At 62.8% G+C, this 18,205-nt stretch carries 18 protein-coding genes; 2 read left to right on the forward strand and 16 right to left on the reverse strand.

The genetic code is table 11. The features are described 5' to 3' along the window. Positions 1-4: 4 nt before the first annotated feature. A complete protein-coding gene (locus H4I92_RS16045) occupies positions 5-1,684 on the reverse strand; it encodes a glutamine--tRNA ligase/YqeY domain fusion protein (protein WP_077531521.1) in 1,680 nt (559 codons plus the stop codon). 127 nt (positions 1,685-1,811) lie between these two features. On the opposite strand from H4I92_RS16045, the gene H4I92_RS16050 reads away from it, so the two are divergent. Next, complete coding sequence (locus H4I92_RS16050; protein WP_077531522.1) at positions 1,812-2,321, forward strand: peptidylprolyl isomerase; 510 nt, start codon at positions 1,812-1,814, stop codon at positions 2,319-2,321. Beyond that, positions 2,318-3,058, forward strand: coding sequence for a UDP-2,3-diacylglucosamine diphosphatase (locus tag H4I92_RS16055; protein WP_077531523.1), 741 nt, complete (start codon positions 2,318-2,320; stop codon positions 3,056-3,058). Before H4I92_RS16050 ends, H4I92_RS16055 begins: the two co-directional genes overlap by 4 nt. On the opposite strand, the gene H4I92_RS16060 is transcribed toward H4I92_RS16055, so the two are convergent. From H4I92_RS16060 to H4I92_RS16130, 15 genes are all read right to left on the reverse strand, one after another. Continuing rightward, positions 3,059-3,673 (reverse strand): MiaE family protein, encoded by a 615-nt coding sequence (locus H4I92_RS16060; RefSeq protein ID WP_077531524.1) that lies wholly within the window; start codon positions 3,671-3,673, stop codon positions 3,059-3,061. It lies immediately after the preceding gene. A gap of 82 nt (positions 3,674-3,755) precedes the next feature. Next, positions 3,756-5,237: a sodium/proline symporter PutP gene (gene putP, locus H4I92_RS16065; protein WP_077531525.1), complete on the reverse strand. Its 1,482-nt coding sequence runs from the start codon at positions 5,235-5,237 to the stop codon at positions 3,756-3,758. Between the two features lie 37 nt (positions 5,238-5,274). Next, entirely contained in the window at positions 5,275-8,460 is a 3,186-nt protein-coding gene (gene putA, locus H4I92_RS16070; protein WP_077531526.1) for a bifunctional proline dehydrogenase/L-glutamate gamma-semialdehyde dehydrogenase PutA, read from the reverse strand. Positions 8,461-8,553: 93 nt separating this feature from the next. Beyond that, complete coding sequence (gene tmk, locus H4I92_RS16075) at positions 8,554-9,201, reverse strand: dTMP kinase (protein WP_077531527.1); 648 nt, start codon at positions 9,199-9,201, stop codon at positions 8,554-8,556. Continuing rightward, positions 9,201-10,256: an endolytic transglycosylase MltG gene (mltG, locus tag H4I92_RS16080; RefSeq protein WP_077531528.1), complete on the reverse strand. Its 1,056-nt coding sequence runs from the start codon at positions 10,254-10,256 to the stop codon at positions 9,201-9,203. Before mltG ends, tmk begins: the two co-directional genes overlap by 1 nt. Beyond that, entirely contained in the window at positions 10,256-11,074 is an 819-nt protein-coding gene (locus tag H4I92_RS16085) for an aminotransferase class IV (protein ID WP_077531529.1), read from the reverse strand. The genes mltG and H4I92_RS16085 overlap by 1 nt, the downstream gene beginning before the upstream one ends. Positions 11,075-11,166: 92 nt before the next feature. Further along, the gene (gene acpP, locus H4I92_RS16090) at positions 11,167-11,403 is read right to left on the reverse strand and encodes an acyl carrier protein (RefSeq protein ID WP_077531530.1); all 237 of its coding nucleotides are present in this window, start codon (positions 11,401-11,403) and stop codon (positions 11,167-11,169) included. 128 nt (positions 11,404-11,531) lie between these two features. After that, positions 11,532-12,272 (reverse strand): 3-oxoacyl-ACP reductase FabG, encoded by a 741-nt coding sequence (fabG, locus tag H4I92_RS16095; RefSeq protein WP_077531531.1) that lies wholly within the window; start codon positions 12,270-12,272, stop codon positions 11,532-11,534. A 25-nt stretch (positions 12,273-12,297) separates the two neighbouring features. Then, positions 12,298-13,239 carry an ACP S-malonyltransferase gene (gene fabD / locus H4I92_RS16100; protein WP_077531532.1) on the reverse strand — a complete coding sequence of 314 codons (942 nt, stop codon included), beginning with the start codon at positions 13,237-13,239 and terminating at the stop codon, positions 12,298-12,300. Between the two features lie 19 nt (positions 13,240-13,258). After that, the gene (gene plsX / locus H4I92_RS16105) at positions 13,259-14,263 is read right to left on the reverse strand and encodes a phosphate acyltransferase PlsX (RefSeq protein ID WP_245800950.1); all 1,005 of its coding nucleotides are present in this window, start codon (positions 14,261-14,263) and stop codon (positions 13,259-13,261) included. A gap of 7 nt (positions 14,264-14,270) precedes the next feature. Beyond that, on the reverse strand, positions 14,271-14,450 hold the full coding sequence (gene rpmF, locus H4I92_RS16110) for a 50S ribosomal protein L32 (RefSeq protein WP_077531533.1): 180 nt from the start codon (positions 14,448-14,450) through the stop codon (positions 14,271-14,273). A gap of 36 nt (positions 14,451-14,486) precedes the next feature. Next, entirely contained in the window at positions 14,487-15,053 is a 567-nt protein-coding gene (locus H4I92_RS16115; protein WP_077531534.1) for a YceD family protein, read from the reverse strand. Between the two features lie 41 nt (positions 15,054-15,094). Continuing rightward, positions 15,095-16,129, reverse strand: a complete 1,035-nt coding sequence (locus H4I92_RS16120; protein WP_077531535.1) for a S49 family peptidase — start codon at positions 16,127-16,129, stop codon at positions 15,095-15,097. Positions 16,130-16,148: 19 nt separating this feature from the next. After that, on the reverse strand, positions 16,149-16,805 hold the full coding sequence (locus H4I92_RS16125) for an HAD family hydrolase (RefSeq protein WP_077531536.1): 657 nt from the start codon (positions 16,803-16,805) through the stop codon (positions 16,149-16,151). Then, entirely contained in the window at positions 16,802-17,779 is a 978-nt protein-coding gene (locus H4I92_RS16130; RefSeq protein ID WP_077531537.1) for an RluA family pseudouridine synthase, read from the reverse strand. Before H4I92_RS16130 ends, H4I92_RS16125 begins: the two co-directional genes overlap by 4 nt. Positions 17,780-18,205 lie beyond the last annotated feature (426 nt).

Here is an 18,205-nt window from a genome sequence, read left to right on the forward strand (position 1 = left end):
CGGTTTACTGGCCGCTGATCTTGGCCCAGGAGTCACGCAGGGTGACGGTGCGGTTCATCACGATCCGGTTCTCGCTGCTGGCCTCGGGATCGTAGAAAAAATAGCCTTCGCGCTCGAACTGGTAGGGAATGTCCGTGCGCGGCGAGGCCAGGTTCGCCTCCCCCTTGCAGCCGGTCATCACCACCAGGTTGTCAGGGTTGAGATCCTCGACAAAATCCCGGTTCTTGTCGGCACCCGGGTTTTCCACGCCGAAGAGCCGGTCATAAAGGCGCAATTCCAGATCCACGGCCGTTTCCGCTGAAACCCAGTGAATGACGCCCTTGGGCTTGTAGCCCTCCGGATTCACACCCAGGGTAGCCGGATCGTATTCGGCATGGATCTCGGTCACATTGCCGTCGTCATCGGTGACGAAATCATTGCAGGTGATCACGTACCCGCCGCGCAGACGCACGGCGTTGCCCTTGGAAAGCCGCTTCCACTTCTTGTTGGGCGGCACTTCCACGAAGTCCTCGGCATCGATGTACATCTCGCGCGTCCAGGTGACCTCCCGGGTGCCCATGGACTCATCCTGGGGGTGAACCGCCGTGCTCAGGATCTCAGACTGGCCTTCCGGGTAGTTGGTCAGTACCAGTTTCACCGGCCGCAGCACACACATGGCGCGGGGCGCGTTGCGGTTCAGGTCGTCCCGGATGGCGTGTTCGAGCATCCCGAGGTCTACCGTACCGCCGGTCTTGTTCACGCCCACCATGTCGCAGAACTGGCGGAGCGAGGCCGGGGTAAAGCCGCGCCGGCGCATGCCGGAAAGCGTTGGCATACGCGGATCGTTCCAGGCATCCACGTGGCCTTCGTCCACCAGCCGCATCAGCTTGCGCTTGCTCGTGATGGTGTAATTCACGTTCAGGCGCGCGAACTCCGTCTGGCGCGGGCGGCACGGGGGGGTCACGTGTTCCAGCACCCAGTCGTAGAGCGGCCTATGGTCCTCGAATTCCAGGGTACACAGGGAGTGGGTCACGCCCTCTTCCGCATCCGACAACGGGTGGGTGAAGTCATACATCGGGTAGATGCACCATTTGTCCCCGGTCTGGTGATGCGTCAGATAGCGGATGCGGTACAGGATCGGATCCCGCATGTTCATGTTCGGAGACGCCATGTCGATTTTCGCCCGCAGCACGTGCTCGCCCTCGGCGAACTCCCCCGCACGCATGCGCCGGAACAGGTCCAGGTTTTCCTCAACGGAGCGGTCCCGATAAGGGCTGTCCGTGCCCGCTTCCTTCAGCGTACCGCGGTACTGGGCCGCGGTTTCCGGGTCCAGGCTGCAGACATAGGCGTGGCCGCCCCGGATCAGTTCTTCGGCGTATTCATAGAGGCGGTCAAAATAGTCCGAGGCGTAGCGGACCGGTCCTTTCCATTCATACCCCAGCCACGTCACATCGCGCTTGATGGCCTCAATGTACTCCTGGCTTTCCTTCTCTGGGTTGGTGTCGTCAAAGCGCAGCGTGCAGTCGCCGCCGAACTGCTCGGCCATGCCAAAATTGACCACGATCGACTTGGCATGGCCGATGTGCAGGTAGCCATTCGGCTCAGGTGGGAACCGGGTGACCACGTGGTCATGACGGCCTTCGGCAAGGTCGTCCTGGATGAGGGTTCGGATGAAGTTGCTGGCCGGAGCGGATTCGGAACTCATGGATGCTGTGACACCACCGGGTTGATTTGAAGGAAGCCATTGTACCTGCTCACCACCACGATCTCATGCATGGCGGAAAACGATGCCTTACAATACGGTCCATTTAGACGCGAAAGGATATAATCTCATGGTCGTTCTGGAAACCAGCGAAGGCCGCATCCTGCTGGCCACCGACGCGGAGAACGCCCCCGTCACCACCGGGAACTTCCTCGCCTACATCGATTCGGGTTTCTACGACGGCCTCATTTTTCACCGGGTCATCAGCAACTTCATGATCCAGACCGGGGGCTTCGGCCCGGACATGGAACCCCGGAAACCCGGCGAACCGATCCCCAACGAGGCGGACAATGGGCTCAGCAACCGGCGCGGTACCATCGCCATGGCCCGGACCATGAGTCCGCACACCGCTTCCTCCCAGTTCTTCATCAATGTGAACGACAACGGCTTCCTGGATCATACCGCCAAGACCCAGGACGGCTGGGGCTACTGCGTGTTCGGTGCGGTGGTGGAAGGCATGGGCGTGGTCGACCGGATCCGTGAGAAGCCCACCACGGCGCGCGCTGGCCACCGTGATGTACCGGTGGAAGATGTCATCATCCACAGGGCCTACCGCACCGACGAGGGAGAGGACGCATGACCACGCGTTTCATTGCCGACCTGCACCTGGAGGAAAGCCGTCCGGACATCACAGAGGCCTTTCTGGGGTTCCTCCCGGACTACGCCTACAATATTGACGCGCTCTATATTCTCGGGGACTTCTTCGAGGCCTGGATCGGAGACGACGAGCATACGCCATTGCAGGAAACCGTCGCCGAGGCACTGCAGGCTATTACCGCAACGGGCACGGCCCTGTACCTGATGCACGGTAACCGGGATTTCCTCATCGGACAGGACTTCTGTGATCGCGTTGGGGCTACCCTTCTGGATGACCCCACCGTGATCAACCTCCACGGTGAACCCACCCTCCTGGTGCACGGCGACACCCTCTGTACCGCGGATGAGGAGTACCAGAAATTCCGGGCAACCATGCGCGACCCGCAGTGGCAGAAGGCGTTTCTCCAGCGTCCCCTGGCGGACCGCCAGACCGTGGCGCGCCAGATGCGCGAGATCAGCCAGGCCAAGAACCGAGGCAAGGAACAGACCATCATGGACGTCACGCCGGAAGAGGTGGTGGCGGACATGGAACGCCACGGCGTGCAGCAGCTCATCCACGGCCACACCCACAGGCCGGCAGTGCATGAGCTGGAAGCCAACGGCGCTCCCGCCAGGCGTTATGTGACCGGCGACTGGCACGAGAAGGCCTGGTACATCGAGGCCCGCGAGGGCACGGCGCCTGAGCTGCTCAGCATTCCCTTCGATCAACTGACGGGCTGATCACAACCAGTCCGGCACCCCACTGTGAAAGCGGAAGCTGTCATCCGGTGACTGGATCAGCTCCGCCTCCACCGTCAGCAGTGTCTCAACCCGCTCCTTCACCTGGTCACCCGCCGCTTTCTCGGCAAGCCTGAGGTAATCCTGGTAGTGACGGGCTTCGGACTTGAGGAGCGAATCGTAGAATTCCGCCAGCTCCTCATCCAGAAGCGGTGCCACTACCGAGAAACGCTCGCAGGACCGGGCCTCTATGATGCCGCCGATGATCAGGGTATCCACCAGCCGCCCCGGTTCCTCCTTGCGGGCATGCTGATGCAGGCCCTGGGCGTAACGCGCCGGCGTCAGGTAATGGTACTCAATCCCCCGCTTCTGGAGTATGGACAGTACCTGCTCGAAATGACGCAGCTCCTCGCGTGCCAGCCGCGACATCCGGTGCAACAAGTCCGGATCCTCCATATAGCGGTACATCAGGCCAAGTGCCGTTGAGGCAGCCTTCTTCTCACAGTGGGCGTGATCAATGAGCAGCAGCTCCTGGTTCGCCAGTGCGGCGTCAATCCAAGCCTGTGGTGTTGCGCAGGGAAGAAAATCGTGGATGGGGGAAAGATCAACCTGGGCCATGGCAGCGCTCCACTAAAAAGCGCCAAGCATAGACCCCGGTTGATCAGGGGTGCAAGGCCGCCCCGAAGGGCGGCCCAGAACGTCAGCCGTTAACCTTGCGGAACTCGTCGGCAATCTCCTTGTCCGGCTCGCCGGTTGCCATGGAGCCGATCACGACGGCAATGGCAGCAAACAGGAATCCGGGAACGATCTCGTACATATCGAACAGACCGCCGGAGAGCTGCTTCCAGACCACGACCGTCAGGCCGCCGACAACCACACCCGCAAGGGCGCCCATCTTGTTCATGCGGGGCCAGTACAGTGACAACAGGATGACCGGGCCAAAGGCGGCGCCAAAGCCGGCCCATGCATAGGAGACCAGGTCCAGAACCATGCTGTCGTCATCCAGGGCGACCACACCGGCGATCACCGCAATCACGATAACGGCAACCCGCCCGATACGGACCAGCTCCACGGAATCAGCCTCGGGGCGGAAGAAGCCCTTGTAGAAGTCCTCGGCCAGCGCGGACGACGACACCAGCAGCTGGGAATCAGCCGTACTCATGATTGCGGCAAGGATGGCCGCCAGCAGGATGCCTGCGATCACCGGATGGAAGAGCGCATCCACCAGCATCATGAAGGCCGTCTCACGGTCCTCCAGCCCCTCGGGCCCGAAGTAACCGACGGCTGCCAGCCCCACCAGCACGGAGCCGATCAGCGTGATGGCCGTCCAGGAGACCGCCACACGGCGCGCATAGGGCACGAGTGATTCATCACTGATGGCCTTGAAGCGGGCAAGTACGTGGGGCTGCCCGAAATAGCCCAGCCCCCAGGCCAGCGACGAGACGATCGCAATGAACCCGAGCGATTCACCACTTGCATTCGAGAACAGTGAAAGCGTGCCCTGACCTTTCTCAAGCAGAGACGCTTCCATACCGGCCCAGCCTCCAACCTCGGCACTGTTGATCGCCAGAACCGGCACCAGCATCAGGGCGGCCAACATCAGCAGCCCCTGTACAACGTCCGTCCAGGACACCGCCAGGAAGCCGCCGAACAGCGTGTAGGACACCACGGCAAGTGTGCCCACGATCACCGCCCACTGGTATTCCAGGCCAAAGACGGTCTCGAAGAGCTTACCACCGGCAACCAGGCCGGAACTGGTGTAGAACAGGAAGAACAAGAGAATAAAGAAGGCGGCGATAACCCGCAGCGCCCGCGTATCATCGCGGAACCGGTTCTCCAGGAAGGACGGGATCGTCAGCGAGTCCTTGGCCGCCTGGGAATAGTTCCGCAGGCGCCTGGCCACAAACAGCCAGTTCAGGTAGGTCCCCACCAGCAGCCCGATGGCGATCCAGCTCGCGCCAACACCATTGGCAAAGGCCGCCCCGGGCAGCCCCAGCAGCAACCAGCCGCTCATATCCGAGGCACCGGCACTCAGAGCCGAAGGAATCGGCCCCAGGTTCCGCCCGCCAAGGATGTAGTCCGACAGGTTCTGGGTGCGCATATAGGCAATGACACCCAGCGCCAGCATTACTGCAAGGTAGAGAATAAAGGTCCAGGTGACCGCAACTGTGTTTTCAATCATGATCCGGCTCCAAAGGGGAATGTCCGTTTGTAGTTGTTCATCCGATTTCCTCCACACCCAGCGACAGGAGGGTCGCATTACCGCCTGCCGCCGTGGTGTTGTTGGTCCTGACGCGCTCCGTGGCGAAACGCGGCAGGTAGTTGGGGCCTCCGGCCTTGGGGCCGGTCCCGGAAAGTCCACGTCCACCAAAGGGCTGGACGCCGACTACAGCACCAACCTGGTTGCGGTTGATATAGGTGTTGCCGACCTTCACCCGCCGCTCGATATAGGCGGCAGCGGATTCACTGCGACTGTGAATGCCCAGGGTGAGGCCATAGCCCGCCCCGTTGATCTCATCGATCACGGAATCCAGCTCGCGGGCATCATAGCGCACCACGTGAAGGATGGGCCCGAAGAACTCCCGGCCGAGATCCTTCATGCTGTTGATCTCATAGGCCACCGGAGGCACGAAATAGCCCTTCTCCGCCTTGTCGGGCAGCGGTGCTTCGCCAACCAGGCGGTTGCGCTCCCGCAGTTCGGCAACATGCTTCATCAGGTCGTCGTAGGCTTCCTGATCGATCACCGGCCCCACGTCGGTCTCCACGCGGATGGGATCGCCCATGCGCAGATCCCGCATGGCACCGGCGAGGGTCTCCTCGATCACATCCGCAACGTCCTCCTGCAGATACAGCACCCGCAGCGCCGAGCAGCGCTGGCCGGCACTGCCGAAGGCGGACATGATCACATCCTTGACCACCTGTTCCGGCAGCGCGCTGCTGTCCACGATCATGGCGTTCTGGCCGCCGGTTTCCGCGATCAGCGGGATGATCGGCCCTTCTCTGGCAGCCAGTGTACGGCTGATGTGATGGGCAACACCGGTAGACCCGGTGAAGGTGACACCAGCGAGGCGCTGATCGGAGAGCACCTGGCCACCGATTCCGGCACCGTCACCGGGCAGGTACTGGAGCACGCCCGGCGGGAAGCCGGCTTCCAGCATCAGCTCCGCACAGCGACCACCGATGAGGCTGGTCTGTTCCGCAGGCTTGGCCAGTACCGTGTTGCCCGCTGCCAGTGCCGCCATGATCTGGCCGGTGAAGATGGCCACCGGGAAGTTCCAGGGGCTGATGCACAGGAACACTCCGCGGCCTTCCAGGTAGTATTCGTTGGACTCCCCCGTCGGCCCCGGCATCTCCATGGGCTCCGCGAACTGCCGCCGTGCCTGCATGGCGTAATAGCGGCAGAAATCCACGGCCTCGCGCACCTCGGCAATACCATCGGGCAGGGATTTGCCCGCCTCACGGCTGCACAGGGCGATCAGCTCGTACTCGTTGACCTCCAGCAGATCCGCATAGGCCTCGAGGCACTTCGCACGCTCCTCCGCCGGCGTGCGGTTCCAGGACTCAAAAGCCTGATGGGCCGTACTCAGGGCCTTCTCGACAATGTCCTGCCTGCTCCAGGCGATCTCACCGGCGATCCGGTCACGGTTGTGGGGGTTGGTCACCCGGGTCCTGGAATTCGAGTCGCAGCGTTCGCCGTTCACAATTGGCGCGGCCTTCCACTGGTGTTCAGCCCAACGCTCAAGTCCCTGCTGGAAGGGCCTGAGATCGGACAGCACCGCCAGGTTGTGGCCGCGGGAGTTACGCCGCTCGCTGCCGTAGATCTCCGGCGGGCGGGGAATCCGCAGGTCCGGCAGGCTGTTGTGGGCCCGCAGGGCGTCCGCCGGGTGCCCTATGAGATCCTCAATCGGCGTCTCGGCGTCCACCAGCCGGTGAACGAAGGAAGAGTTGGCGCCATTCTCCAGCAGCCGCCGCACCAGGTAAGGCAGCAGATCCTTGTGGGCCCCTACGGGCGCGTAGATGCGCACCGGCACCCTGGGAACCTCACCCATCACCACGGAATAGAGGGCATCGCCCATCCCGTGGAGCCGCTGGAATTCGTACTCCGCCCCGTTCTCATCAGCCATGTTCAGCACCGAGGCCACGGTGTGCGCGTTGTGGCTGGCGAACTGCGGGAAGATATACCCCTGGGCGTAGTCACTGAGCAGGAAGCGGGCGCAGGCCAGGTAGCACACATCCGTGCCTTCCTTGCGCGTGTAGACCGGATAGGTCTCAACGCCCATCATCTGGGCGTGCTTGATCTCGGTATCCCAGTAGGCGCCCTTGACCAGGCGCACGGGAATACGGTCGCCCTGGCGGCGCGCCAGAGCCGCGATCCAGCACAGCACCGGCAGTGCCGGCTTGGAGTAGGCCTGTACCGCGAGACCCAGTTCACCCCAGCCCTTGGCGGCTTCGGATTCGTAGACGGTGCGGAAGATCTCGAGCGAGAGTTCGAGGCGATCCATCTCCTCCGCGTCCACAGTCAGGGGAACCTGTTTCTCGCGCGCAAAGGTAACGAGCCGGCTCAGACGCCGGACCAGTTCCGCCTTCGCCCTGTCCTCCTGGGCACGCTCATAGCGTGGATAAAGCGCGGACAGCTTGATGGAAACCGATGGCACCGGCCGTTCACCACGGGGGTAACGGTCATTGCCCACTGCCTCAATAGCCGTCCAGTAATCATTGAAATAGCGCGAGGAGTCGGACTCATTGAGCGCCGCCTCCCCCAGCATGTCGAAGGAATAGCTGTAGCCCTGATCCCGGTACTGGCGACCTTCCTGCAGGGCTTCATCAATATCCCGGCCAAGCACGAACTGCCGGCCCATGATCGCCATGGCCTGGTACATGGCCTTGCGGATCACCGGCTCACCGGCGCGGTTCACCAGCTTGTGCCAGATGGATTTGGGGTGGCCATCCAGACCCGGGTCCATCTTGACCACACGGCCGGTAAGCAGCATGCCCCATGTGGAGGCGTTGACCATGACGGATTCGCTGCGGCCCAGGTGCTTGCGCCAGTCGGCGTCACCCATCTTGTCGCGGATCAGCTCATCCGCCGTATGCGCGTCCGGAATCCTTATCAGCGCCTCAGCCAGACACATCAGCAGGATGCCTTCTTCGGTATCCAGGCTGTATTCCTGCAGAAGCGCGTCCACCATGTGCACGGAATCATCCTGCTCGCGGACCTTGCGGATCAGTCCTGTTGCCCGATCCGCAATGGCCTGGCGCTCGCGCCCATCAGGCTCTGCCAGCGCCAGCAGTGATTCAAGGTAGGCCGTTTCATCGGTGTAATGGTTATCGACGATACCCTGCCAGAGGAAATCGGTATCATCGTGGGGGAACGACGGGTCAAGCACCCGACTGGCATCAAACATAGCGTTCGGCCTCCAGTAATCCTGGGCGTGATACCTCTGCCCACACGGTCTATTCATTCATTAAAGCAGAGCTTGGAAAACCCTGCACGACAATCATTGCAGGGACGGCCACTCCTTGTGGAGTTCCTCCATCGTCCCTCGAACAGCCGCCGCGACCTCCTTCGCGGTTACTTCTGCGTCAATACGCCGGTAACGGTTGGCAGGATTGCCGGCACGCGTCTCATAGACCTGACGCACGCGCTCAAAGAACCGGACCCGCTCGTGCTCAAAACGGTCCGGTCCCTCACCCCGCCCAGCAATCCGGGCCATCCCCGTTTCCACTGGCGCATCAAGCCAGAGCACGGCATCGGGGCGCAGCGCTTCCCCCTGAACCAGGGATTCAAGTTGCGCTACCGGCACCGCGTCCAGCTCCCGCCCACCTCCCTGGTAGGCGTAGGTGGCATCCGTGAAACGATCACAAAGCACCCATTCTCCCCCCTCAAGCGCTGGCCGGATGACCCGGGCCAGGTGCTGCGCCCGGGCGGCGAACATCAGCAGCAGCTCGCAGGTGGGATCGACCGGCTCCTCCCGTGAGCGCAGGAGGAGTTCCCGGATCTCCTCCGCCATGGGGGTACCGCCCGGTTCACGGGTTACCCTGTGCGGCACGCCCTGTTCCGCGAGCCAGTCACTGGCACTGCGGATGGCGGTGGATTTGCCCACGCCCTCCGTACCTTCAAAAGTAATGAAAAGCCCGCGTGTCATCAGTCTTTACCGCTCTCCGGTGCCGGGAAGGACCGGTAGTCCTCGCCGCGATTGAGCTGATACCGGCGCACCGCCTCATTATGCTCTTCAAGTGTACTGGAGAAATGATGGGAACCATCGCCTTTCGCGACAAAATAGAGGGCATTGCCCTCCGCCGGATTCACAACGGCTCGCAGCGAAGCCTCACCCGGCACCCCTATGGGCGTGGGCGGCAGGCCATCGATCCGGTAAGTGTTGTAGGGCGTGTACTCCCTCAGGTCCGCGTGACCGATACGACCTTCGTAGTCTTCACCCATGCCATAGATCACGGTGGGGTCAGTCTGCAGACGCATTCCCTGCTCCAGCCGCCGCGTAAAAACGCCGGCGACCCGGGGTTTCTCCTCACTGAGGGGAGTCTCAAGCTCCACGATCGAAGCCAGTATCAGGGCTTCATAGGGAGTTTCCAGAGGCAGTTCCTCACTGCGGTCCTGCCAGAGCCGGGCCAGGATCCGTTGCATGCGGTTATGGGCCCGTTCAAGCACATCCAGATCCGAATCACCATGCTTATATTCATACACTGCCGGGAAGAACCAGCCCTCGGGGTCCATACCAGGCTGCCCCAGACGTTCCATTACTCCCTCACCGCTCACTCCCTCCAGTTCATTGCGCAAGGGCTCCGCGTCGGCCAGGCGTGCGCGGATGCGGTCGAACGTCCAGCCTTCCGGGATACGCACTGTCCAGCTCTGGGTGTCACCTGCGGCTACACGGCGCACAAAGGCCAGTGGAGACATGCCGTCCTCAAGCTGATAGAAACCGGACTGCAACTCCGCCAGTTCAGGCTCCAGACGCGCACGCACCCGCAGCCAGAACGCGCTGTGCAGGCGCTCCCGCCTCTCCAGCTCACGCGCTAGCCCCTGCAGGGTGGTGCCACGCTCGATCTCCATGGTTACGGGCTGCTCAAGCGCCAGCGGCTCTTCCATGCGCTGGAACTGCCACTCTGTGAACAGCCAGCCCGCGATGGCCGTCACGGCCGCCAGAAGGACCACGAAACCAAGAATGCGCTTCCCCGACCACATCACCGGAATCCAAGCTCCCTGTTCACATCCTCAACCATCCGCGTGGCCTTGACGTTCATCGGCACGGTACTGTCACCGCACTCGCTGACGGGCACCAGACCCATCACACTGTTGCCGAGCAGCAGCCCATGGCTCCGGAAGTCGGCCTCCGTCAGTTCACGTTCCTCGATCGTCAGGCCAAGGCGTCCTGCGTTGCCGACGACCCAGTCGCGCAGCGTTCCAGCAACAGCGAGCTGGTCCCGTGGAGGCGTCACCAGGGTACCGTCCACCACGGAAAACAAGCAGGACCGGGTTCCCTCGACCCATCCAGAGCCCTCCTCCATCGCCATCAGCCCCTCGAACTCGCTCTCTGAGAGTTCGGAACTGGCAAGTACCTGTTCCAGGCGGGCCAGGGTCTTTAAGCCCCGGCCCGCCACCATCGGAGACAGCAGCTGCCGGCAGAGACGGACCCGGACACCTTCACGCGGTATCGCCGGGGCCGCTGCCAGGGCGGAGATCACCCTGGGCGTCACTGTTGCCGGCGGCCGATAGCCCCTGCCACCAGACCCCGCCGTAACCGTGACCTTGAGCACCGCCGGGGTTTCCGGAGCGAGCAGCCCACGTTCGCCGGCCTGCTGCTGCCAGTCGTCCAGTGCGTGCGCATCAAACGGGATTCCGAGCACCCGGCAGCCCGCCAGAAGCCGTTCCCGGTGCGCGTCCAACAGGATCGGCCCGGCCGGGGTCACCCTCAAAGTCTCGAAGACCCCCTGTCCATAGGCCAGCCCCCGATCATCAGGCGGTACCACCGGGCCATTCCCCGGCCAGATCCATTCGGGCATCAGCTCTACTCCCGCTGTCTGAGCCAGTCACGATCAAAAAAGCCGCCCCTGCTCAGGGCGGCTTTGGTACCGATCGAACCGCGTTGGTCCGTTCAGCTGCTGTGGGACTCGATGTAGTCCACCGCGTCCTTGACCGTGGTCAGTTTCTCGGCTTCCTCATCCGGGATCTCGGTCTCGAACTCTTCTTCCAGAGCCATGACCAGCTCAACCGTGTCCAGGGAGTCGGCACCCAGATCCTCTACGAAAGAGGAAGTGCTCTGTACTTCGGACTCCTTAACCCCCAGCTGTTCACAGACAATCTTCTTAACGCGCTCTTCAACTGTACTCATAATGTCCTCATTTGTGCGTCCAGCAGTGCTGGCGTGCCAGTTTAGTTGAATCCCCCGGGCCGAACAACCGACCCGGAAGGGGCTGACCGGAAGCCGTACCCACCCTGTGACGGCGGGAACGCCCTCCTTCAGTTCATATACATGCCACCATTGACATGGATTGTCTCGCCATTGATGTAGGCTGCCCCTTCGGACGCGAGGAACACAGCCAGATCGGCCACTTCCCCTGCCTCGCCGAGACGGCCTGCCGGAATGGCTGACAGCATGGCATCACGCTGGCTTTCGTCAAGCTCCCGCGTCATGTCCGTTTCAATGAACCCGGGCGCAATGGCATTGACGGTGATACCACGGCTTGCCACTTCCCGCGCCAGGGAACGGGTCATGCCCTCGATGCCCGCCTTGCTGGCGGCATAGTTCATCTGCCCGGCGTTGCCCATGCGGGCAACCACCGAACTCAGGTTGATAATGCGCCCGGTCCGCGCCTTCATCATGCCCTTGAGCACGGCCTGGCTGGTGCGGTAGACCGCCGAGAGATTGGTGTTGATCACCTCGTCCCAGTCATCGGGCTTCATGCGCATGGCCAGCCCATCCCGGGTCACGCCGGCATTGTTGACCAGCACCGTGGGTGGGCCGAACTTCTGGCCGATCGTCTTGATGCCCTCTGTGACGCTCTCCGCATCACCCACATTCATGACCACCCCGTCACCCTGCCAGCCATTCTCGCTGATCCTGCCGGCAATGGCGGACGCACCGGATTCCGATGTTGCTGTTCCGATCACCGTGGCACCGGCGCTGGCAAAGCGTTCCAGAATCGCACTGCCGATGCCACGGCTCGCGCCGGTTACCAGAACCACCTGTCCTTCCAGCATCCTTTTCTCCCGTTGAGCGTCGCTGTCAGGCGCCTTCGCGAACCGCTTCCAGCGCCTTTGTCATCTGTTCAGGGGTCTCAGTGGGATGACACCCCATGCTGCGGTCAATGCGCCGCGCCAGCCCCGAAAGCACCTTGCCGGGACCGCACTCGGCCATGACACCGACACCCTGTTCGCCCATAAAGCGTACGGATTCGGTCCACCGCACCGGCGAAATCAGCTGCCAGTAGAGATTCTCACGGATGGAGGCCGCGTCGGTCACCGGGCCTGCGGTCACGTTCTGGACAACAGGAATGGCCGCGTCCTGAACGCTCACACCCGCCAGCGCCCCGGCCATGCGATCCGCCGCCGGCTGCATCAGGGCACAGTGGGACGGCACGCTCACATCCAGGGGCATGACCTTCTTCGCGCCCTCTTCCCGGGCGCGCTCAATCACGCGGTCCACCGCAGTTGCGGAGCCGGCAATGACTACCTGCCCGGGAGCATTGAAATTGACCGCTTCAACCACGCCTTCTGAGACGTGCTCCTGACAGAGACTGATAACGGCCTCGTCATCCAGCCCCAGGATCGCAGCCATACGCCCCGCACCTTCCGGCACGGCATGCCGCATCGCATCGCCGCGGATACGCACCAGGTCAACGGCGTCAGCAAATTCCAGGCATCCCGCAGCCACCAGCGCGGAGTATTCCCCGAGACTGTGGCCCGCCAGATAATCCGGCTTCGGGCCGCCCAGATCCTGCCAAACACGCCACAGCGCAACGCTGGCGGTAAGCAGTGCCGGCTGGGTCACATCGGTACGGTTCAGCTCTTCCGCAGGGCCCTGCCGGCAGAGTTCAGCCAGATCGTAACCCAACACGCCGGAGGCCTGCTCAAAGGTCTGCCCGACCAGCGGCCACTCGGCAGCTGCTTCGTCCAGCATTCCAACGGACTGGGAGCCCTGACCGGGAAACACCAGTGCTGTCGTCATCTGTCCTTCCTGTTCTGTTCTAGAATTCAACCTGTTCCAGCAAGTCCCCGAGCCTGCGCGGCAGTTCATGGTCGACCTCCCGGGCCGCCTGTTCAATGGCTGCCACCAGCCCGGTCACATCCGCATTGCCGTGGCTTTTGATCACCACGCCGCGCAGGCCGATGAAACTCGCGCCATTATGCCGTGCGGGGTCCAGGCGCCGCTTGATCCTGCGTAACACCGGTGCAGCGAGGGCCGAGACCAAGCGCGAATACCAGCTGTCTGCAAAAGAACGCCGTATCAGATCGCCGATCAGCTCTGCAACGCCCTCTCCGGTCTTCAGCGCTACATTGCCGACAAAACCGTCACACACCACCACATCGGCCACGCCCCGGAAAAGGTCGCTGCCTTCAATATAGCCAATGTATCCGGATTGCTCTCGCGCCTGAAGCATGTGGCCCGCCAGCCGGACCTGCTCATTGCCCTTGACAGCCTCCTGGCCCACATTGAGCAGTGCCACACGGGGCTCCTGGATGCCGTCCACAGCCTGCGCCATGAGGCGCCCCATCAGGGCGAACTGCACCAGGTGCTCGGCACTGGCATCCACATTCGCACCCAGGTCCAGCACATAACAGTGGCCGTCATGGAAGGGGATGCGTTTGATAATGGCGGGCCGTTCGATGCCCGGCCAGGTCTCGAGGGTGTTGCGGCCCAGGGCCATGAGCGCCCCGGTGTTGCCGGCGCTGACGCAGGCATCGGCGCCGCCGCTGCGGACCAATGACAGCGCACGCGCCATCGAGGACTGCTGACCATGGCGAAGCGCGTGGGAGGGACGCTCCTCCATGGTGACCACGTCGGGGGCATCCTGGATCTCGATGCGTTCGTGGCCCGCAGACAGAAAGGCCTCGAGGTCCGCGCGCCTACCCAGCAGCACGACCCTCAAGGCCCTGTTATTCGAAACGGCAATTTCCGCAGCGCGGACCACCGGTTCACAGCCGCGGTCGCCACTCATGGCGTCAACGGCGATGGTGGTCTCAGCCGCCACCGGTCACTCAGTCTTCCGGTGTTTCGATCACCTTCTTACCCCGATAGAAACCATCGGGGGAGATGTGATGCCGACGATGCACTTCCCCGGTAGTCGGGTCCATGGACAGCGCGGGCTTGCTGAGCCCGTCGTGGGAGCGACGCATGCCGCGCCGTGAACGGGTCTTGCGATTCTTCTGAACGGCCATAGCAGATTACTCCTGGAGTCTTGCCTTTCTCTTGAATTACGAATCCGTTCCGCCCTGATCCTGCCCCCCAGAGCCGAGGCCGGCCAGTACACGGAACGGGTTGTCTGTATCGTGCTCGCGCGCCTGAGCAACAGCGTCGCCGGCATCCCGGTTGATGCGTTCCAGCGTGGCGGATGCGCTGCAGCCTGCCTTCTCGTGCACCGGATAGTCCGGCAGGCTCATGATGAGCTCATCCTCCAGAAGCTCATGGATCGGCAGATCCCGCTGCCCCGCCACCATAGGCTCTAGACTGGCCGGAAGCTGCTCCGCCATCACCTCTGTGTCCACCACGCCCACCCGGAAGTCTGACTCCACCGGCAGGCGCATGGCCTCAAGGCATCGCTGGCAAAGCACCACCAGCTCCGCCCGGACCCAGCCTTCAATGACGCGACGCCGCTCGTCATCAAAAAAGAACGCCAGCCTGACCACCGCCTCGCCTTCTGTTTCCAGAATCAACGGCTCGAGCCGGTTCATACCGGCAAGGGCCAGACTGCCCTCTTTGACGGTCCCCTGTTCGAACGGCTTCAGCGCATCGACCGACAGGGGTATCTCCGGGTTCGACATAAGGCCGCGATTCTAGGGTTCCCACCGTTGATTGTCAAAACTCAGCGCAACATGGGGCCGCTGTTGATGAGCGTTTCCGTAACACCCTGCCCAACCGAGCTGCCCAGGTCACGCATGATCCGCTGGAACGGTGAGGGCTTATAGCTGTAGTCCACAATGTTCTCGGCGCCAACCACGTTGCGGGCCACCTGGCCGGCCGAGTTGAAGCTGTCGACAAGCCCCAGCTCGCGCGCCTTCTGTCCGGTCCAGATCAAGCCCGAGAACAGCTCCGCCTCGGATTCCTTCAGCTTATCCCCACGTCCTTCGCGCACCCGCTCGATGAACTGGTCATGGGTGCGGTCCAGCACGGTCTCCCAGAACGCCACCTGCTCAGGGTCTTCCGGCAGGAAGGGGTCCAGGAAGGCCTTGTTCTCACCCGCCGTGTACAGCCGACGCTCGATACCCAGCTTTTCCATCGCACCGGTAAAGCCAAAACCACCGCCACGCACGCCAATGGATCCGACCAGGCTGGAAGGATTGGCATGGATGCGGTCGGCCGCAGCGGCAATGTAATAGGCGCCGGAAGCGCCGATGTCCGAAATCACTGCGTGCACCTTTTTGTCCGGGTACTCATCACGCAGCCGATTGATGGCCTGGTAGACGTAGTCGGCCTGGACCGGGCTGCCACCCGGGCTGTTGATGCGCAGGATCACGCCCTTCGACTGCTCCGCCGAAAAGGCGTTCTCCAGCGCGGTCACCAGGTGGTCGGCGCTGGCATCCTGGCCCTGGACGATCGCGCCCTCCACATCCACCAGTGCCGTGTGGGGCCCGCCGGTGCCAGGGGTGAGGTCACCGGAGCCAAAGGGCGACCCGAACGTGAACAGGAGCGCAAACAGATAGAGCAGTATCAGTGTCTTGAACAGGATACCCCAGCGCCGGCTGCGGCGCTGCTCTGCCTGCATCGACATCATGGTCTTCTCGATCAGGCGCCATTCCTTGGAGTCCTCCCTGGCCTCCTGGGCACGCCCCTCCTGTCGCTTCGCAGGTTCCTCCCGCGTCACGCCCCATTCCGCGTTTTCCGAATCCCACTCGGACATGGTGTCTCCTTGCTGTTATTCACTGGGTGCCGCCAGAAGCCATCAGCTCCCGCAGCATTGAGATGTCAGAGGCAATGGCCATGGGGCTGTGCGCCGAAAGCTGCGCCTCCGAATGCACCCCCCAAGTCACGCCAATCGCCGGCATGCCGATCCGGCGCGCCATTTCCATGTCGTAGATGGTATCACCGACCATCACCATACGCTCCACGGAAGCGCCGGTCTCGCTCACAATCTGGCGCAGCATCAGAGGATCGGGCTTGGAGGCGGTCTCATTGGCGCAGCGGGTCAGAGGGAAAAAACGCCCCAGCCCACTGGAGCCCAGCGCCCGGTCCAGCCCTGGCCGGCTCTTGCCGGTGGCCACCGCCAGCATGGGGCCACCATGCAGGGTTTCCAGCAGCTCATCCACCCCATGGAAAAGATCCGCCGGCGTGGTATCGCGCTGAAAGAAATAGCGGGCATAGACCTCACGCAGCTGAGTCATCTCTTCACGGGTGATGCCCGGCCAGAGCTGACCCAGCGCCTCCTCCATGCCCAGCCCCACGATATGGCGCAGCGCCTCGCGCTCACGCACCGGATAGCCCAGATCCCGCGCCGCCAGTTCGAGACTATCGGCGATATGATCCACGGAATCAATCAGGGTGCCATCCCAGTCAAAGATCACCACATCAAAGCTCATTGACGCTTTCCCAGTCGCTGAATCTGCGCTTCAAAATCCTCCGGCACCGGTGCCTCGAAGGTCACCCTTTCACCCGCGGGCGTCTCGAATGCCAGCTGATGGGCGTGCAGCATCAGCCGGTCGCCACCGCCACGCTGCCAGGCCGCCTGCGAGGCCCCATCGAGATACTTGGCATCCCCCGCCACAGGGCATCCCTGGCAGGCCGCGTGCACCCGGATCTGGTGCGTGCGCCCCGTCAGTGGTGTGGCCTCCAGGAGCGTGTATCCAGGGAAACGCTCCAGAACCCGGAAGTCCGTCCGGGCCGCCTTGCCCTGATCGGCGCTGACACGTACCAGCCGTTCACCGGCCCCGCCGGTGACCCGCTGCAGCGGCGCCTCCACGCGCGCCACCCCCTTTGGCCACTCTCCGACCACAAGCACCCGATAAACCTTGTGCGTACTCTTCTGCCGGAACTGGTCCTGCAGGGCCTTGAGGGCTGAGCGGCGCCGGGCCACCAGGATCAGTCCGGAGGTATCACGGTCCAGCCGGTGCACCAGCTCCAGGTAACGGTCATCCCGCCCGGCACGCAGCGTCTCGATCAGCCCGAAGTCCACACCACTGCCACCATGCACCGCGATGCCAGCCGGTTTGTTCACAACCAGAAAGTCCGGGGCTTCATGCAGCACCGCCGCCTGCATGCGCCGCTGCACCCGGCGACCGGGCTGGGCTCGATCCGGTTTCTGCTCGGGTTCCCGCAGCGGCGGCACCCGGATCGAGTCACCCGCGACGATGCGGTAGTCCGGCTTCACCCGTTTGCGGTTGGCCCGCACGGCGCCCTTCCGGATCACGCGGTAGATAACGCTTTTCGGAACGCCCCGGAAACGCCCCATGAGGAAGTTGTCGAGACGCTGTCCGGCCCATTCCGGCGCCACTTCCAGCCACTGGACCCTGGGTCTGGATTCGGCGCTGTCATGGCTGCCCGGGTGCCCTGGCATTCTGTATTTCTCCTGGGATGCGGAGCCATTCCGCAGCTCGTTGATGAGGCAGGGGATTACTGCTATATTGACTCTGTTTTCCCGCTCCGCTCGGACCGACGATCTCGGCCGGCTGGACTGGCGGAACACGGTCAGCGATTGAATCCGCAATTATAGAGCCTTCGGGCCCGGTATGAAACGAGCAGCGGACGCACCGGTTCCACCTGGCAGGAAAACAGCGAGAGCCAACAGAATCACACAGGCGCGCGGCTGAGTCCTTTCACCCGCCGGGCCGGAGCCCAGGAGGCTCTCCCCGGTGGACGATCACGGAAACTGAGAACAACGCGCGTCGTGATGGGTGTTCCGCCCGGCTGGAGTCAAAGCCGGAGGAACTGATGTCAATCCGGGCGGAAGCGCGCGGCAGGGTCATCGCAACGGTTTGAAAAC

It is taken from the genome of Vreelandella halophila, from assembly GCF_019903425.1.
Classification (GTDB): Bacteria; Pseudomonadota; Gammaproteobacteria; order Pseudomonadales; family Oleiphilaceae; genus Halospina; species Halospina halophila.